The organism is Paenibacillus tundrae (genome assembly GCF_030812775.1).
Taxonomy (GTDB): domain Bacteria; phylum Bacillota; class Bacilli; order Paenibacillales; family Paenibacillaceae; genus Paenibacillus; species Paenibacillus tundrae_A.
Map to the genome: position 1 here is coordinate 1 of NZ_JAUSTI010000024.1, position 18307 is coordinate 18307.

At 46.2% G+C, this 18307-nt stretch carries 17 protein-coding genes; 9 read left to right on the forward strand and 8 right to left on the reverse strand.

Annotated features, from left to right (window positions below; translation table 11 throughout):
* Positions 1–935: 935 nt before the first annotated feature.
* From gntK to J2T19_RS25835, 4 genes are all read right to left on the reverse strand, one after another.
* A complete protein-coding gene (gene gntK, locus J2T19_RS25820) occupies positions 936–2486 on the reverse strand; it encodes a gluconokinase (protein ID WP_307221036.1) in 1551 nt (516 codons plus the stop codon).
* A gap of 104 nt (positions 2487–2590) precedes the next feature.
* Positions 2591–3418: a carbohydrate ABC transporter permease gene (locus J2T19_RS25825; protein ID WP_307221039.1), complete on the reverse strand. Its 828-nt coding sequence runs from the start codon at positions 3416–3418 to the stop codon at positions 2591–2593.
* Positions 3419–3445: 27 nt separating this feature from the next.
* On the reverse strand, positions 3446–4375 hold the full coding sequence (locus J2T19_RS25830) for a carbohydrate ABC transporter permease (protein WP_307221170.1): 930 nt from the start codon (positions 4373–4375) through the stop codon (positions 3446–3448).
* Positions 4376–4490: 115 nt separating this feature from the next.
* Positions 4491–5765 carry an ABC transporter substrate-binding protein gene (locus tag J2T19_RS25835; RefSeq protein ID WP_307221042.1) on the reverse strand — a complete coding sequence of 425 codons (1275 nt, stop codon included), beginning with the start codon at positions 5763–5765 and terminating at the stop codon, positions 4491–4493.
* A 346-nt stretch (positions 5766–6111) separates the two neighbouring features.
* Between J2T19_RS25835 and J2T19_RS25840 the strand changes: the two genes are divergently transcribed.
* The 5 genes from J2T19_RS25840 (at position 6112) to J2T19_RS25860 (ending at position 12278) form a co-directional block, all read left to right on the forward strand.
* Positions 6112–6861, forward strand: a complete 750-nt coding sequence (locus tag J2T19_RS25840) for a GTP cyclohydrolase II (protein ID WP_307221045.1) — start codon at positions 6112–6114, stop codon at positions 6859–6861.
* A 217-nt stretch (positions 6862–7078) separates the two neighbouring features.
* Complete coding sequence (locus J2T19_RS25845; RefSeq protein ID WP_307221048.1) at positions 7079–7645, forward strand: glycerol-3-phosphate responsive antiterminator; 567 nt, start codon at positions 7079–7081, stop codon at positions 7643–7645.
* A gap of 23 nt (positions 7646–7668) precedes the next feature.
* Positions 7669–9156 (forward strand): glycerol kinase GlpK, encoded by a 1488-nt coding sequence (gene glpK / locus J2T19_RS25850; RefSeq protein ID WP_307221051.1) that lies wholly within the window; start codon positions 7669–7671, stop codon positions 9154–9156.
* 391 nt (positions 9157–9547) lie between these two features.
* Complete coding sequence (locus J2T19_RS25855) at positions 9548–11206, forward strand: glycerol-3-phosphate dehydrogenase/oxidase (protein ID WP_307221054.1); 1659 nt, start codon at positions 9548–9550, stop codon at positions 11204–11206.
* 67 nt (positions 11207–11273) lie between these two features.
* Positions 11274–12278, forward strand: coding sequence for a Gfo/Idh/MocA family protein (locus tag J2T19_RS25860; protein ID WP_307221056.1), 1005 nt, complete (start codon positions 11274–11276; stop codon positions 12276–12278).
* A gap of 226 nt (positions 12279–12504) precedes the next feature.
* Here J2T19_RS25860 and J2T19_RS25865 read toward each other — a convergent pair whose 3' ends face one another.
* Positions 12505–12777 carry a winged helix-turn-helix transcriptional regulator gene (locus J2T19_RS25865; protein WP_307221174.1) on the reverse strand — a complete coding sequence of 91 codons (273 nt, stop codon included), beginning with the start codon at positions 12775–12777 and terminating at the stop codon, positions 12505–12507.
* A gap of 451 nt (positions 12778–13228) precedes the next feature.
* Between J2T19_RS25865 and J2T19_RS25870 the strand changes: the two genes are divergently transcribed.
* A complete protein-coding gene (locus tag J2T19_RS25870) occupies positions 13229–13597 on the forward strand; it encodes a DoxX family protein (protein WP_307221059.1) in 369 nt (122 codons plus the stop codon).
* A gap of 212 nt (positions 13598–13809) precedes the next feature.
* Here the strand turns inward: J2T19_RS25870 and J2T19_RS25875 are convergent, their stop codons facing one another.
* The 3 genes from J2T19_RS25875 to J2T19_RS25885 form a co-directional block, all read right to left on the reverse strand.
* Positions 13810–14328: an AbrB/MazE/SpoVT family DNA-binding domain-containing protein gene (locus J2T19_RS25875; RefSeq protein ID WP_128103952.1), complete on the reverse strand. Its 519-nt coding sequence runs from the start codon at positions 14326–14328 to the stop codon at positions 13810–13812.
* 105 nt (positions 14329–14433) lie between these two features.
* Positions 14434–15114: a CidB/LrgB family autolysis modulator gene (locus J2T19_RS25880; protein ID WP_307221063.1), complete on the reverse strand. Its 681-nt coding sequence runs from the start codon at positions 15112–15114 to the stop codon at positions 14434–14436.
* Positions 15111–15482: a CidA/LrgA family protein gene (locus J2T19_RS25885; RefSeq protein WP_307221066.1), complete on the reverse strand. Its 372-nt coding sequence runs from the start codon at positions 15480–15482 to the stop codon at positions 15111–15113. The genes J2T19_RS25880 and J2T19_RS25885 overlap by 4 nt, the downstream gene beginning before the upstream one ends.
* Positions 15483–15646: 164 nt before the next feature.
* On the opposite strand from J2T19_RS25885, the gene cidR reads away from it, so the two are divergent.
* The 3 genes from cidR to J2T19_RS25900 all read left to right on the forward strand — a co-directional run bounded on the left by cidR (position 15647) and on the right by J2T19_RS25900 (position 18306).
* Positions 15647–16531: a cidABC operon transcriptional activator CidR gene (gene cidR, locus J2T19_RS25890; protein WP_307221177.1), complete on the forward strand. Its 885-nt coding sequence runs from the start codon at positions 15647–15649 to the stop codon at positions 16529–16531.
* Between the two features lie 201 nt (positions 16532–16732).
* Positions 16733–17590, forward strand: a complete 858-nt coding sequence (locus J2T19_RS25895) for a carbon-nitrogen hydrolase family protein (protein WP_307221069.1) — start codon at positions 16733–16735, stop codon at positions 17588–17590.
* Positions 17591–17622: 32 nt separating this feature from the next.
* Positions 17623–18306 carry a GNAT family N-acetyltransferase gene (locus J2T19_RS25900; protein ID WP_307221072.1) on the forward strand — a complete coding sequence of 228 codons (684 nt, stop codon included), beginning with the start codon at positions 17623–17625 and terminating at the stop codon, positions 18304–18306.
* Position 18307 lies beyond the last annotated feature (1 nt).

Here is an 18307-nt window from a genome sequence, read left to right on the forward strand (position 1 = left end):
TCGCCATAAAAAAATATCCCCTCCAAGTCTCACTTGAACCCTCATGATAACATGAAGGTTTTTTTAAGTGTCTACTTAAAGGGGATAATACCAATAGGCAGTTTTTTTGTATGCTCTTCTTAGCTGAGCTTGAGACTTCGAGAGAGCTACTAGGGAGTTATGATGTAATCGTAACTGCTGTAAAAGAGATTCAACGAAGTGTATGATATAATATGGACTAAATATATACATCGGAGGTCTGAATTGGATAAAAACATAAAGTGGGGATTAGTCATTTTGGCGATGGGGGCAGGTAGTTTTTTTCTATCGCGAACTTCTTATGATGTGTTGAATGTGATCTATGATGTTGCTGTTATTATAACGATTATCCTTATTTACATTTTGGTTTTTAGGAAGAAAAAATAACAAGAACCTAGGGCAAGAACCTAAAGGGTTCATTAAATGGATGATAAATATAATTAGACGCAGGACGGAAATGATAATAAGAGAGTGAGGTTAGACATGTATCTCATCGCGCTAGTAACACTTGTTATTACAGGCCTAGTAGCCATATCTCATATCGTATTTGATCTCAAGGCGCTGGGCGACGGCATCGCTCTATTAGTGAAAATGTCTAATTTGTTGTTCTGGCTATCCTTATTATTCTTTGTTCATAAAATGCCCACAAAACCAAGGAAAAGAAATCCAAAAAAATCTTAAAATTCGCTTTATTTAGTTAGAGTTAGGGAGTTATATCACCGTCATATGAGCGAGATAGCGTACTTGAATTTGGATTATTGGATTACAAAAGGGTGACGAAGAGATCCTCTGCATAATAAGTATACTAAACACAACAACTAACAGGCTCCACTGTTCATAAACAGGAAGCCTGTTATTTATGTTGTTCAGTTATTCATATAGTAGATATCCGTTCTTGTAGTAAAGTTCCTACTGTCCTACGGATGCATCGTTTTATTCTGAAAAGAAGCAATATCAGCATATTCTTCCTCGAACTTACGGGATATGCGGATGAAGATCGGCAGCAGTTCCCGATACACCCGAACATGCTCCTGATCTGGCTTATGCCGATGTGTCGAGCCAATCATATTGGATACAACGCTGAGAGAATCAATCCTTCCAAGAGCATACAGTCCCAGCACCGCTGCTCCAAGGCAAGAGCTCTCAATGCTCTCGGGAATAATTACATCCTGATCGAAGATATCTGCCATCATCTGACGCCAGAGCTCGGAACGAGCGAATCCGCCAGTGGCTTGAATTTTGGTGGGGCGACCAATCTTCTCTTCTATGGCAAGCATAACCGTATATAGGTTGAAGAGAACGCCTTCTAGTGCAGCGCGAATCATATGTTCCTTCTTGTGATGCAGCGTCAGCCCGAAGAAGGAGCCTCGTGCACTTGGATTCCAGAGCGGTGCGCGTTCACCTGTCATATAAGGATGGAATAGTAACCCCTCCGAACCTGCAGGTACATTTTCCGCAACACGGGTTAGCACTTCATACGGATCAATCCCCAGACGTTTCGCTGTCTCAACTTCAGCAGCGGCAAACTCATCTCGAATCCAGCGGAAGATCACGCCGCCATTATTCACAGGGCCACCAATCACCCATTGATCCTCCGTCAATGCGTAACAGAAGAACCGGCCTTTCGGATCGGTTACCGGTTGATCCACGACAGTGCGGATCGCCCCGCTCGTACCGATAGTTACAGCTACAACCCCAGGATCAATGGCATTTACCCCTAGATTAGATAGCACCCCATCACTAGCTCCAATGACAAACGGTGTGGTCACCGCAATCCCCATTTCTTTAGCATACTCTGGGTGTAGTCCCTGACGGAGCACATGTGTTGTCGGTACGAGATGGGATAGGTGCTTCGGCGTAATGCCCGCCACCTGTAATGCTTCCTCATCCCAATCCAGTTTCTCCAGATTCATAAGCCCAGTCGCTGAAGCCATCGAATGATCAATCACGTATTGGGAGAATAATTTATAGAAAACATATTCTTTCATGGAGATCAATTTGTGTGTCTGTTTAAACAGTTCCGGTTGATCACGAGTGAGCCACATGATTTTAGTCAAAGGCGACATCGGGTGAATGGGTGTTCCTGTTCGAAGATAAATGTCATGACCATTCATATCGGACTGGAGCACTTTCGTCCATTCGGCACTGCGATTATCCGCCCACGTCATGGCTCGCATCAATGGTTTACCGTGTGCATCCACAGGCAGAATGCTGTGCATGGCAGAACTAAATGAGACAAATAGGATCTCATCCGGCTTCACCTCCGCCTTGGAGGTAGCCTGTTTAACCGATGTGATGACGGCTTGGAAAATATCCTCCGCATCCTGCTCTGCGATGGCAGGTGTCGGGGTGTGCAGCGGATAATTCGCACTGCCTTGAGATACAATGGTCCCATTTTGCTCGAACAGAACCGCTTTGGTAGAGGTTGTGCCGATATCTACGCCGATCATATAGGGTGAAGAAGCCATGTTGTCATCCCTCTTTCTCGCATATATAGGTGAAAATGATTGCCTGATTTTTATCTATAGATAAGAATATCAGAGTTGAGGGATGGATCAAAATGTCATACGTATTAATCTTTCACCGCGCCTGCGGCAATATCGGAAATAAACTGACGGCTGATGAATAGGAACATAATGATCAAAGGGATGACAGCAAGCAGTGTCCCTGCAATGACCATGGCATAATCCGTGTTGTACAGACCGTTCAATTGAGAAAGGGCGATCTGCAGTGTGTATTTTCGCTCATCTGTCAGTACGATCAAGGGCCATAGATAATCATTCCATACCCCAATGAAGGTGAAGGCGCCAAGGAAAGCAAAGGCAGGCCGCAAAATGGGCAAAGCCACATTCCAATACAAGCGGAAGAAGTTGCAGCCGTCAATTCGACCAGCATCCAGCAAGTCGTTCGGAATAGACTCCGTCGCATACTGGCGAATCCAGAATATACCGAAGGCATTCACCATGCCCGGAATAATGAGTGCTTTGAAGGAACCGACCCAGCCAAACGTCGCCATGAGCACGAAGGATGGAACCAAGGATAGCTGTGAAGGCACCATCATGGTGGCGATGAGCAGCACGAAAAGCCATTTTTTGCCCGGAAATTCGAACTTCGCAAACGCAAACCCTGCCAAAGAATCAAAAAACAGTACCAATATCGTGACCATTCCAGCTACAAATAACGTATTGAGAAAAGCACCCCAGAAGTCAATCTGCTGCAATACGCGCGTAATATTGCTCCACATCTCGCCCCCGAACCACAGCTTTGGTGGGAAGCTATAAATATCCGACGTTGTCCGTGTAGACATCACGATTAGCCAATAGAACGGGAACATGGAAATGATCATGCCCCCGATGAGTCCGATATACAACACTACCGTTTTGAGAGATCTGGACGTCATGAGCACTACCCCCTTGTCATGGTCACATCAGGATGATTTACCTTGAACGAGCTTCCAGTTCACAATCGAGAATAGAGCGATAATAAGGAACATTCCCCAGCCTACAGCAGCGCCATAGCCAAAGTAATTGTTGATGAACGATTCGCGGTAGAGATAGAGGACAATCGTCATACCGGCAGCGCCTGCACCACCATCGTTGCCTACGAGAATCTGCGGTTCGGTAAATAGCTGCATGCCCCCAATAGTGGAGGTGATCACGGTAAACAGAATGACAGGTCGTAGCATCGGTATAGTGATTCGGAAAAAGGATTGAATTCCAGAAGCTCCATCGATCTTGGCAGCCTCATATAAAGTGTTGGGAATGCTCTGTAGTCCAGCCAGGTAGATGACGGCATTGTATCCTGTCCAGCGCCAGACAACCATGGATGAGATGGCTACCTTAATGCCCCATGGTGCATTTAGCCATTCGACGACTGGAAGTCCGACCGATTGCAACAAATAGTTGAGGAAGCCATAGTTGTTGGCAAATAACGCGCCAAAGATGATAGCGACAGCAACAATAGACGTTACGTTGGGAAGGAAGTAGCCCACCCGGAAGAGGGTTTTGAACTTCACAAACGGTGCATGTAGCAGGAAAGCTATGATTAATGCAAAGAAAAGCATCGGAATTGTCGAGTAGATCCAGATCATGAACGTATTGCCCACCGCTTGCCAGAACTCCACATCGGTCAGCAGATATTTAAAATTGTTCAGCCCGTTATACGTCATGATGCCGATACCATCCCATTTATGGAAGGCCAGGTATAATGAAAAACCAATCGGAAATAAGCCAAAGACAGCAAACAATAGGTAGAATGGAGAGATGGCAATATATAGTGCCCGATGCTGCCAGATGCGTGACAAGAGTGACTTCTCTTGATTCAGATCTGGACGTGCTGCTCCAGGGTCTGGGTTCATTCGCGTCGTTTCGGTTGCGGCCATATCAATTCCTCCTTTGCGGATCACAATGACTTGGGTAAGACGATGATGTACCTTCAACGTTGATCAACGTGGTCAACGGAACCGAGCCGATTTATCGCTGCAATTCTCGTTCAACGCGCTGTACCGTATCTGTCCACACTTGCTGAGGATCACTATTTTGCTTCGCAATGTCATTCAACCGCCGAGTAATGATATTGTGTACCGATGGATAACGCTCCCCGAAGAAAGCATCCGGAACTTGCTGCGCTGAGGCAGCAAATACAGGCCCTGTCGCTTGCCCACCGAAGAAAGGCTCCTCCTCCTTCATAGCTGGTTGATCAAATACCCCCGGTGCCGATGGGAATAAGTTTAACGTTTGATATTGTTCAAGCTGATTTTCAGGGCTTTGCAGCCAGCGAATAAGTTCAAATGCTTCTTGGGGATGCTTACTGGATTTCAAAATAGATAGAAATGAGCCGCCGTTATTCCCATCACCGCCAGGTGCTCGCGTTACACGCCATTGGCCTGAGGTGTCGGGAGCAGCCTCCTGCAACACCTGCTTCATCCACACCGCACCGACAAATGAGGCAATCTCACCATTATTCATTGCTGCATTCCATGTTGGAGTCCAGCCATCTGCATTGGCGAGCAGAGCTTTTTGCTTGAAGGCTACCGCAGTATCCCAGCTTTTACGCACGAGAGGGGAGTCCATGCCGATAAATGAACCATCAGGTCGGAAGTAACGCTCCGTACCTTGGGACAACACTTGGTTGTAAACGCTTCCAATATTATCGGTCAGAAAAACCTTGCCTCCGAATGCATCCTTAATCTTCTCTCCCGCTGTAGCGTAAGCATCCCAGCTATCCAATTGACGAGCAACCTCTTCCGGTTCTGAAGGGAGCCCAGCTTCCTTGAATAGATCAGCTCGATAAAATAGAGCGGTCGGTCCGGTATCCATAGGGAACCCAATCATCTGTCCACTTGGTGTGACGCCTTGTTTCCATTTCCACTCTAAATATTGATCTTCTATCTCACCTGCTCCAAGGTCATACAAATTATAAAAGCGATCTTCACTGGGGAAAAGCTCCATGATCCAATCGTTTAGGGCTACGATATCCGGCTCGCCTGAACGAGCAGCAAGTGTCGTCTTCAGCTTGGCTTTGAAATCACCGCCAATTTTCTGAGCAGTCAGCTCGATATTAGGGAACTTCTCTTTGGCCTTGGCAATCAGCTTGTCGTCGATGGATCGATTCCAATACCATAATGTAAGCGCTACCTTTTTGTTGTTCGCTGAATCGCTTGGTTCCGACCAGATGGAGCATCCGCTCACCAGCAGGACGCAGACCAAGATGACAGCTACCCAGCATGTTCTTTTCCGGCGGATCATGTGCATAACCCCCTTATCGATATGTTCAAGGCATGATGTTACTTTGGACTACAACATAAGTGTATGAGTAGTTTCTAAACTCATACCCAATATTCCTCGAATGAAACAATATTTTGTGACGATATAAGAAGTTATTCGGAAAGTTCATTGCACTTATTTTTATCAGTTACTTTAAATTTAAAAGTTACTTGACACATGATAATTTTTATTCTAAACTAACTTACATAAAGTAACTAATGATGATAACAAAAATATAGATACGTACTGTATAATTTTCTAGTGATCCATTTCGGGATCGGTTACGAATGACTAAATACGACGAGATGGCTTAACAGGAGGAACGACAATGATTAATTCACATATTATAAAGCTACTTGCCCCTAAAATTCAGACTTTTCCGAGTGGAAAAGAATTTATATACCTCGTAGGGCCGATTAAGCTTCCGGTCAACCTGGATGGAGAGACGCAAACATTCCAGTGGTATAGCTGGTTGAAATCCGATCGAGCGATGGAAAGTGGCGAACTGATTGAATCACTTGCCTCGGCAGAGCTTGCAGAGCGCCAACAATCCAGTGTATTGGTGTATGGCGATTTTGCAGAAGCACAAGAAGCCTTGATTCGGATGCATAGCATTTGTCATACAGGCGACATTTTTGGCAGCAAACGTTGTGACTGCGGCTTCCAATTGGAGCAATCTATGAAGATGATCGCTGCTCACGGTGCAGGTGCATTATTCTACCTTGCTAACCATGAAGGTCGCGGTATCGGTCTGTTCAGCAAAGCTATGGCTTATCTGTTACAAGAAGAAGGCTTGGATACGGTCGATGCGAACCTGCAACTTGGATTTACTGACGATTCACGTAATTATGATGATGCCATTGCTGTACTGCGTGCGCTTCGTTCAACACCGGTTACCTTGATCACGAACAATCCTCGTAAGCTTGCTGCACTGCAAGAGGCGGGATTGAACGTAGGGGGACGTGTTCCGCTGTGGGGCGATCGTTCAGCCTTTAACGAAAAGTATCTGCAAACCAAAGTGAGCCGTTCTGGTCACTTGGCTGAAGTAGATACACTGCTTCCGCACGCACAAGCTTAACGTTTACGTTTAGGCTAGTGCCGTTTAGAAATGATCGACAAGGGTTTCGATAATAGAATGCTTATCGTTAGAGCAATGTGAGTTAGATAAACGCTGCTGTCATCACCTCTTCGTGAGGGGACGGCAGCTTTTTTGGGTCTGAACAACCTGCATCGCTTGCCGTTAACAGAGCATGGAATATACAATATAGGCATCTGATTTATGTAGGGGGAGCCGCATGCCTTTTCAGGGACAGCGTATTTTGCCAGCTGCCAAGAGTATGAAGCAATTTGAAGCAATGATTGAAGGTCCGTATCGATATGGAGTAATGTTAGATACCCATATTGCGCAGCTTCAGAGCTTGCTGGATGAAGCACGGCGGCGAGACAAGCAAATATTGCTGCATGCTGATCTGATCCAGGGACTCAAAAACGATGAATACGCTGCAGAGTATCTATGCCAGCACTTTCGCCCAGCAGGGCTGATCTCAACACGAGCAAGTGTGATACAGAAAGCAAAGCAAAAAGGAATTACGGCCATTCAGCGAATATTTTTGCTCGATACCAATGCTTTGGAGAAGAGCTATCATTTGCTGACGAAGACTCAGCCAGATTTTATAGAGGTGCTGCCCGGCATTATTCCGCATATTATTACGGAGGTATCTGATCGAACAGGCATACCGATCATTGCAGGTGGATTAATTCGTTCGGCTCACGAGGTGGAGCTTGCACTACAAGCCGGAGCAACAGCCGTTACGACATCCAATACGGACTTGATCCGTCATTTTGGGGAATCGCTTACATAGTCATTAAACAGGAGGTTGTTTCGATGGAAAAATATATTATGGCGCTGGATCAGGGGACAACAAGTTCCCGAGCCATTTTGTTTAACCACAGCGGAGAGATTGTGCATAGTGCTCAGCAGGAGTTTCCGCAATATTTTCCTAAGCCCGGGTGGGTCGAGCAAAATGCGAATGAAATCTGGAGTTCAATCCTAGCAGTTATGGCATCATGCCTCGCAGAGAGTGGAATCAAACCAGCCCAGATTGCTGGAATTGGAATCACGAATCAACGCGAAACGGTCGTTGTATGGGACAAAGAAACGGGACGTCCGATCTATAACGCAGTTGTGTGGCAGTCCATACAGACAGCTGAGATCTGTGATGAGCTAAAAACGAAGGGGTTAGGCGATCTTTTCCATCGCAAAACAGGTCTGCTCATTAATCCATATTTCTCGGGAACTAAAGTGAAGTGGATTCTGGATCATGTGCCTGGTGCACGGGAGCGTGCGGAACGGGGAGAATTGCTGTTTGGCACGATTGATAGTTGGCTGATCTGGAAACTTAGCGGAGGCACACACATCACCGATGTGTCCAACGCTTCACGTACACTCATGTACAATATTTATGAATTACAATGGGATGAGGAAATATTGGATATTCTAGATATCCCTAAGGTGATGTTGCCGGAAGTACGCGGATCATCCGAAGTGTATGCATACACGACAGAATATCATTTCTTCGGTCATAAGATTCCCATTGCAGGTGCGGCAGGTGACCAACAGGCAGCGTTATTCGGTCAGGGCTGCTACACCAAGGGCAGTATGAAAAACACTTATGGCACAGGCTGCTTCATGTTGATGAATACAGGTGAGGAGCCTGTGCAATCTGACCATGGGCTTATTACAACGATTGCCTGGGGGATTAATGGTAAGGTGGAGTATGCCTTAGAGGGGAGCATATTTGTTGCAGGCTCAGCAGTGCAATGGTTGCGAGATGGGCTTAGAATGCTTCGTTCATCTCGAGATAGTGAAGATTATGCTGTGCGTGTTCCATCGACGGATGGTGTATACATGGTGCCTGCCTTTGTGGGGTTAGGTAGTCCTTACTGGGATAGTGAAGTGAAGGGAGCCGTATTTGGTCTGACACGTGGGACGACGAAGGAGCATTTTATCCGGGCTACGCTTGAAGCACTGGCCTACCAGACCAGAGACGTGCTTGCTGCAATGGAGACCGATTCAGGAATTATAGTAAATGAGCTGCGAGTAGATGGCGGAGCGGCAGCCAATGATTTCTTAATGCAGTTCCAAAGTGATATTCTGGGCATTCCTGTCGAACGTCCTACAGTGAATGAAACGACTGCGTTAGGTGCGGCCTATTTGGCAGGGCTTGCTGTCGGTTATTGGAATAGCACGGAGGAATTGAAGGATCATGAGAATACGGAGCGAGAATTCCAACCGGTGATGGTACCTGAGCAACGAAATGAGCTATATGCAGGTTGGCAGCGTGCAGTAGCGGCAGCAATGGCTTTTAAATAAGTGGCAGTAGGGAAAAAATACATTTGCACTTTGTCATTAAACATATGGAATAACTTCTATTTTCTAGTGGAAAATGATGCATAAATTACAGGGGATATCTTCCTGTGTAACGAAAACCATATACCCACAATTAGGAAAAGATAAGCCTTAGTGGATCAGATTGAAAATCCATCCTTGTCATTATGAAAAATTTAAAATTTTTTTGAATAATGTGTCATTTCAGGACTTCACGCCATTCAAAATGTGTGATAGGATTGGGTTACAAGTTAAAAAATGATGTCTGGAGATCGGGAGAGACCACGTACCGCTCAGCAATTGCTGTAGCGAATGACGTGGTCTTTTTTTTGTTCTTATGCGGCTAAAATATAGGGAATGAATGGGAGTGTAACAGATGACGGCTTCTTTCTCAGCAATAAATCGTACGGAATATTTGCAAGACATGGCGAATGCACAATTTGACATCTTGGTCATTGGAGGTGGCATCACGGGGGCAGGTATTGCACTAGATGCAGCTTCTCGTGGATTGAAGACAGCCGTTGTGGAAATGCAGGATTTTGCTGCGGGAACCTCTAGTCGCTCCACCAAGCTGGTTCATGGCGGTCTACGGTATTTGAAGCAGTTTGAAGTGAAGATGGTCGCTGAGGTAGGTCGTGAGCGAGCCGTCGTTTATGAAAATGGACCCCATGTGACCACACCGGAACCGATGTTGTTGCCGATCTATACGGCAGGTACTTTCGGTCGGTTCAGCACCTCCCTTGGATTGATGGTGTATGACCGATTGGCTGGGGTGAAGTATAGCGAACGGCGCAAGATGTTAAATGCCGGGGCAACAGCAGACATGGAGCCTTTATTGCGTAAAGAGGGACTGCTGGGCAGCGGACTTTACGTTGAATATCGCACAGATGATGCAAGGCTGACCATCGAGGTAATGAAGGAAGCGGTACGTTATGGGGCACAGGCTGTGAACTATGTGAAGGCAGACGGATTCATGAAAGAAAACGGTCAGATCATCGGCATCCAAGCGACGGATCAGATTCATGGCCAGACCTATCAGCTTCGGGCAAGCAAGGTCATCAATGCTTCTGGGCCATGGGTGGATGAGCTGCGTAAGACGGATGGTTCACGTGAAGGCAAGACATTGCAGATGACCAAAGGCATTCACTTAGTGTTCGACAGTTCACGATTTCCGTTAAGGCAGGCGGTTTATTTTGATACACCTGACGGACGGATGGTATTCGCGGTTCCACGAGATGGCAAAACTTATGTCGGCACAACAGACACTGTTTATACGGATGATCCGGCACATCCATTGATTTCTGAATCTGACCGAGACTACGTCATCCATGCGATCAACGGTATGTTCCCTCAGATGAGCATTCGTGCAGAGGATGTAGAATCTGGCTGGGCAGGGGTGCGCCCGCTAATCCATGAAGAAGGTAAAGATCCCTCTGAAATTTCTCGTAAAGACGAGGTTTGGGTATCGGCTTCAGGGCTAATTACGATTGCTGGAGGCAAATTAACGGGATATCGTAAAATGGCTGAAATGGTCGTAGATTTGGCTGCCCGACAGTTGGAGAAGGAAACAGGTCAATCGATTAAGGTATGCTTGACCAAAAAGATGCCGATCTCCGGAGGCAATGTGGGTGGATCTGCTGGTTTCGAGTCCTATGCAGAACGTAAGATTAAGGATGGTGTTGCACTTGGGTTAGAGCGTCGTGCGGCTGAACGGCTGGCACGTACCTATGGCTCGAATGTGGATGCTCTCTATGATCGGATGCCCGATCCACGAACGAAAGCCGAGTGGCATGGGTTACCACCGGAGCTGTTGTTAATGCTCAAGTATGCAATAGAAGAAGAAATGACTGTGACTCCTGCCGATTTCTTCGTAAGGAGAACGGGAGATTTATTTTTCCGTATTAACGAGGTCCGAGAGTGGAAGACCACTGTTATTCGTTATATGAGCCAACGTTTATTGTGGACAGATGAACAGACGGAAGCATATAGGCAGGAACTGGACCGCTTGCTGCTGGAGGCATCTGGCAAAAAGTAAGGCAGGATTTCGACACTGGGGGTCGAATGGAACATGTAAGCGCGTAATTTAGAAAGGGGCTACATCCATGACATTGCAGATCGGAATCATTGGAACAGGCTGGTTCAGTAAGGTTCATGCAGATATTCTGGCAAGAATGGAAGGTGTACGTGTCGCTGCGGTTCTTGGCACAACACAAGAGAAAGCGGAGGCCATGGCTTCCGTATATGATGCTGCTGGTTATGGTGAGCTAGAGCATATGTTAGATGGGGAAAAGCTAGATGCTGTCTACATCTGTGTGCCTCCAATGTCTCATGGTTCAATAGAAGCTGAACTGATCCGTCGTAACATCCCATTCCTAGTAGAGAAACCACTCAGCACAGGCATGGATATCCCGAAACAAATCTTGTCACAGGTACAAAATACGGGATTACTAACTTCTGTAGGCTATCACTTCAGGTACCAGGAGGCAGCTCAGGTACTACGGGAAGCGATCCAAGAGCAGACAGTCGGTATGGCGCTTGGACGCTGGATGGGCGGTATGCCTGGCGTGGCTTGGTGGCGTAGACAAGAGGGCTCTGGAGGACAATTCGTAGAACAGACGACACATATTGTGGATTTATTACGCTATTGCGCGGGTGAGGTGACTGAGGTGTATGCTGTTGCCGCTCAGCGTGTTATGCATGAGAAGCATGACCATGTTACGGTATCGGATGTAGCTAATGTATCCATCAAGTTGCAGAGTGGTGCGATTGCCAGTATTGCGAATACTTGCTTACTGCCCGATGGTGAGGGCGGTGCAGGGTTGCAATTTTACACAGAAGCAGGTGTGTGGGATTGGACACCGGAACGTCTTCTGCTTCCGAGTGCGGCTCGTCATGCCATGGCTGGACAGGAAATTCCAGCAGGGCATAATCCATATGAACGGGAAAATGAAGCATTCATCCATGCTCTTCGCACAGGGGATCGTTCACGCATTCTTTCCGATTATGCAGATGCATGTCGCACCCAAGAGATTACGACTGCAGCATTAGCGTCAGCTGAGTCTGGCTTGCCTGTGCAATTACAACCTTTGAAGGAGCTTTCTCATTAAAGCGCAGGTAGAACTCGTTAAAGTGTAATTCATATTCTTTGATTATTAATTAAGTTACATCTGTGAATATAAAGGTAATGAAAGACGCCTGACAGCGGAAGTGATCCGAGGATCTAGCCGCAGTCAGGCGTCTTTGTGTTACACATATTCATTCAGCCAATCACTAAGCAAACTCAATAACGATAATTGCTTTAACGGAAAAGCTGGCTTATCCCGCTGGATGATGTTAACGTTTCAACCATTCAGAAGACCATCCGTAAATCTGGTCGATTACGGGCTCAATGGCTCTGCCTTTAGGTGTCAGCTCGTATTCAACCCGAGGAGGAATTTCAGGAAACATATGCCTTGTGACAATGCCTTCCGTCTCCATCTCTTTCAGACGCTCGGACAATAGTCGTCCGCTAATAGCCATCTCCGCTTCAAGCTCCGTAAACCGTTTAGGCCCAGATAAGAGTTGATACATGATCAACAGCACCCACTTCTTACCGATAATATCCATGGCTTGGGTGATCAGACAGGGACTTGGCGACTTCACTTTTCTCAATTTCAACGTGTTCACCTCGATTCAAGGAAGATAGATGACATAGTTCATGTATATAAAGAATTGGCTCTCTGCCACTCTAACCAAAATAAAGGACAATCAAGTCAACGCAAGTTACTACTAATAATACTGTAACATACCTTTTGTACGTATTATACACTATTTATCAAAAAATTACTTGATTAAATAATCTTATTATTATATACTAACTTCATAAAAGTAAGTTAATGATTTTTAGTCTGTATTGTATGTATACATATAATTATGCTGTGATGTATCACCTTTAGCTGAAGCGAAAGATAGAGTTACCTCGGTAACCTTTACATAGAATGAAGACGAAGAGATCTTTAGATTGAAGTACGATTAGTACAACATACAACATGACATATTAAAACGGAGGAACATACATATGAAAATTTTAGGTTACATTTTATTGGTTGTGCTTGCAGGTATATTTGTAATGACAGGGTATAACAAGGTTGTGGGTGCGGATATGATGGTACAGACCTTTGATAGCTTCTCTTATCCAAAATGGACCATGTATCTGATCGGTGGCGTTGAGCTTCTGAGTGCCGTAGGACTGTTAATTCCACGTATTCGGGTTCTGGCTGCCGGCTTGCTGACGTTTATACTGATCGGGGCTGTAGGGAGCCACTTGATCTATGGGCAATATGGAGCTATTCCTTTCCCAGCGGTGCTGCTGGTAGCTAATATTGTTGTTCTGATTGTGAGTCTGCGTCAGATGGAAGATACGGATATTGAAGCGGTACAGGCGTAACCTTCGGTTGCAATTGTGCAATGATTATGTGCAATAAGTTAAGAGGATCACTGTTCATACGACGGGATCCTCTTTTTTGTGCGCGCAAAAAAAAAGAACCCACAGTAATCAACGGGTTCTCTTGCAGCGGGCTTTCGAAATCGGAAGGTCTCCAAACAATATTAATAAATATGCATTATATTTAGTGCAGAATCAAAAAAATATACAACCTCTTATAGCAGTTTCTTGAGCTGAGAGACGCGCCCTTGGCTAATGCCTAACTTCTCGGCAATTTGCTGTTGGGCTAAACCTGGATTCTGTTCAACAATTTCCTTCATTTGTTGCAGCATACGTGCCGTTTTTGGACGAAGATCCGGGTATTCGGTTCCTGTAGCTGCTTGGCCTTCTTCCCATTCCGAAGATGAGTTAGTAGCGGGTTTGCCAGCAGGACGCTCCACGGGTGCAGGAGCCTGTTTAGTCTGAGGTACGAACCAGTCGGGAGTGTCATCTGGGTGCTTTAATTGAATTGCACAAGTCCGGCAGATGAATTGCTCTTTGAAATACATTTCCGTATCCACGTCACCGCAAAAAATACACAATGTTGATTTGTACTTTCTCAAAATCAACTCTTTCCCTTCAATGAAAAACTCGAGAGGATCGCCGATATGGATTTCCATCGTATCCCGCATTTCTTTGGGAAGGACAATTCGTCCAAGGCGGTCCAGAGATCTCTTCATTCCGGTTCTTTTCATCGCATCTCCCCCGCAATATTAGCAATTAAAACCTGTCCTTATTGTAAGGAAGAAAGGGCTTTAATACAACAATAATATTTCAAAAAATAGGGATAATTCCATCTATTATGGGAAAATAAGACTGGAAAGAATAGGCGCAACGGCTAAAGTGAACAATGCGGCCAGCACCATGGAGATACTTGATATGGTTCCAGTCAACGAACTAAGCTCAAATGCCTTCGAGGTTCCCGTTCCATGGGCACCGGTTCCAAGGAGTGTTCCACGAGCAATTTCTCCATCAATGCGAAGCATTTTAACAATGGAAGGTCCCATAATCGCGCCAAGCAGCCCTGTGATAATCACAAATACGGCGGTCACTGCCGGAATTCCACCAATGGTAGCCGAGACATTCATGGCAATCGGTGTGGTGATGGATCTTGGGATAAGGCTATGCACCAGCCCGGGATCAAGACGCATCCATTTGGCGAGCAGAGCAGAAGAGAGAACGGCAACGACAGAGCCTGTCATGACACTGAAGACAATCTCAGAAATATGTTTTTTGAGAATATGGAAAAAGGTATAGAGCGGAACCGCAAAGGCAACCGTTGCAGGCTGTAATAATAAACTGAGCCACTTACCACCACTACTGTAGGCGGCATAATCTGTGCCGGTTGCAAGCAGTACACCAACGACGAGAAGAGGCGTAATGAGCAGTGGAGACAGATAAACTTTGGGCAGGCTGCGATACATTCGTTTGGCAACCCAGTAAATTCCGACAGTTAACAGCAAGCAGAGGAATCCAATCATCCCGTGTGACGCTCCTTTCGTTTAGCAATTCGAGTGGCAACGAGGCCTGTGCAGACCATGACCAGAAATGTGCTAAGCAGTACGATAAATAAAATTTGCAATCCATCATGCTCTAACATAGGCATGTAATTCATAATTCCAACGGCGGAAGGTATGAAGAACAAAAGTAGCTCACCCAGCAACCAGGCGGCTCCGACCTCGATCCAGCGCAGTTTCACAACTCCGGTCTGAAGCAGCAGGAAGAGGACAACCATACCAAGGATTGAGCCGGGTATAGGCAGATGGAGAGCACCAGCAAGCTGGTTCATGAGCAGTGAGAAGGCCATCAAGATGGCAACTTGGAGAATACCGAGGCCCCATTTCTTCACATGAATCCCTCCTTATATGATCAACGTGGGTGCATTCGTATTCTTATGAAAATAAATGAAACATGACTTGATATCACAAATTTTACATTGCATTCTTTCATGAGTAAAATGCATATTAAGAATGTTTTCTATTCCATTTATCTATGAGAGGCTGGAATCAGACGATGGATATCCGCCATTTGCAATATTTTCTTGAGGTTGCTCGGCAACAGAGCTTCACCAAAGCCGCTGAAGTCTTGTTCATTACACAACCGACAATTAGTAAAACGGTCAAAAGCTTAGAAGATGAATTAGGTGTAACCCTGCTGGATCGCTATGGCAAAAAGGTTCAACTGACAGATGCGGGTCATGTTTTTTTCCGTCAGGCCGTGGAGATTGAGAAGTCGTTCCGCAGTCTATCGTCCGAATTAGACGATCTGATGAACCTGAAGAAGGGACATTTGCGGATTGGACTACCGCCGATGGTTGGATCCAGCTTTTTCCCGATGATTATTGGTGAATTCCACAAAGCATATCCGCAAGTAAGTATTCAATTATTCGAAGACGGAGCGAAAAAGGTTGAGGCTGACGTAATAAGCGGTGCACTTGATATCGGGGTGGCTGTATTGCCTACGATGGATGAGGTTTTGGATCATTTTGTGTTTGTGAAAGAGAAGCTGAATCTGTTGGTGCATCCTACACACCCACTTGCGGGTCAACCATCGGTTGCACTTCGTGAACTGGAACAGGACGCATTTGTGTTGTTCCGAGAGGATTTTGCGTTACATGATCGCATTATTGCCGCTTGTCAGGATGCGGGCTTTCAGCCACGGGTTGTCTATGAAAGCTCCCAGTGGGATCTACTCAGTGCGATGGTGGCAGCCAACCTGGGCGTAGCACTGCTGCCTGAGACCATCTGCCGAGAGGTCGATCATATGCGTGTTCGAATCATCCCCGTGACGGAGCCTGTGATCCCATGGCAGCTTGGCATGATCTGGCGGAAGGATCGGTATCTTTCTTTTGCCACGAGGGAGTGGATTGGGTTCACAAAGTCTATGCTGAATAAGTAGGGCGCTCGTACAAATCAAAATAGAAATTAGGGCATTTCGTTGTTACAATGAGAGCAGAATAGAATCCAAATCATAATACCCTCAGCAGCGTCAATTAAGGCTAGCTATAGATCAAAGTGGTTCAGTTTGTTTATAGCTAGGTGCATCACACTTATGTTGATACGTTATGAAATGGATTTAACTAATCTTGGAGGTGGCGTCATGAAACTGCGGGTATCCGCTGTACAGTATCAATTACAGACCATTGGCTCGTTTGAGCAGTTCGCTGCACAGGCAGAGCATTACATACGGACAGCTGACGAATTCGGAACCGAATTTGTGCTGTTTCCCGAATTTTTCACCACCCAATTAATGTCCATTGGGGACGAACAAGGAAATGCATTAACGATTGAGGATCTACCAAGCTTTACAGAGCAATATGAGCAACTGTTCACGTCGCTCGCTGCCAAATATGGCATGCATCTGATCGGCGGAACACACGTTATCCGTCGTGAAGGTAAGCTATATAACACGGCTCACATGTTCTATCCAGATGGTCGTATCGCCCGCCAGGCGAAGATTCATATTACGCCAACAGAAGTGGAAGAGTGGAATATGGCTGCTGGAGATGGACTTGAAGTGTTCGACACGGATAAAGGTCGCATTGCGATGCTAACCTGTTACGATATCGAATTCCCAGAGATCGTGCGTATGGCTAAGGCGAAGGGTGCCGATGTGATTTTCTGTCCTTCCTGCACGGACGATCGTCATGGATTCTACCGTGTGCGTTATACAAGTCATGCTCGTGCGGTAGAGAACCAAGTCTATGTGGTGCTGACTGGAACGGTGGGTAATCTGCCAACGGTAGACTTCATGCGTGCCAACTATGGACAAGCTGCAATCATTACACCGAACGATGTACCTTTCCCACCACGCGGCATTCTGGCTGAAGGTGAGATCAATAACGATATGATCGTAACCGCTGATCTGGATCTTGATTTGCTGTATGAGGTACGTGAGCGTGGCTCAGTAACCACGTGGCGTGACCGCCGTACAGATCTGTACACCGATTGGGAATAGATTGAACTGCCTGAGAGGAGGAATCGGTCAGCATGTATAACAAAGAAATACGAATCACCGGCCCGGATCGCCAGCGTAAGCCGGTGAGAGCGGTCATTCGTACTTATGCGGAAGCGGACTTTGATGAATTGATCCGTATTCAGGCAGAGAGCTTCCCTCCACCCTACCCGGAGGAGCTGCTCTGGAACCATGAACAACTGGCGAGTCATGTTGCGCATTATGCGGACGGAGCCATCTGTATTGAAGTGGATGGAGAACTTGCAGGATCCATGACGTCACTTCGAATGCAATGGAACCCGGCTCAACCAGTTAATCATTCGTGGACTGAAGTAACAGATGATGGTTATATCCGTAATCATCAGCCCGATGGTAATACGTTGTACATCGTGGATCTGTGCGTTCGTCCCAAGTATCGCAAATGGGGGCTTGCCCAGTTAATGATGCAGGCGATGTATCAATTGGTTATTCATCAAGGGATGGAGCGACTGCTCGGTGCTGGTAGAATGCCGGGATACCATCTCGTGGCAGAGCAGATGTCTGCTGAGCAATATTTGGAGCAAGTCGTTGCAGGGGAACTGCATGATCCCGTGATATCTTTCCTGCTCCGTTGTGGACGGATGCCGGTAGGTGTCACTGCTAACTATCTGGATGATGAAGAGTCCTGTGATTACGCCGCATTAATGGAATGGAGCAACCCATTTATAGAGGTTGTTTAAA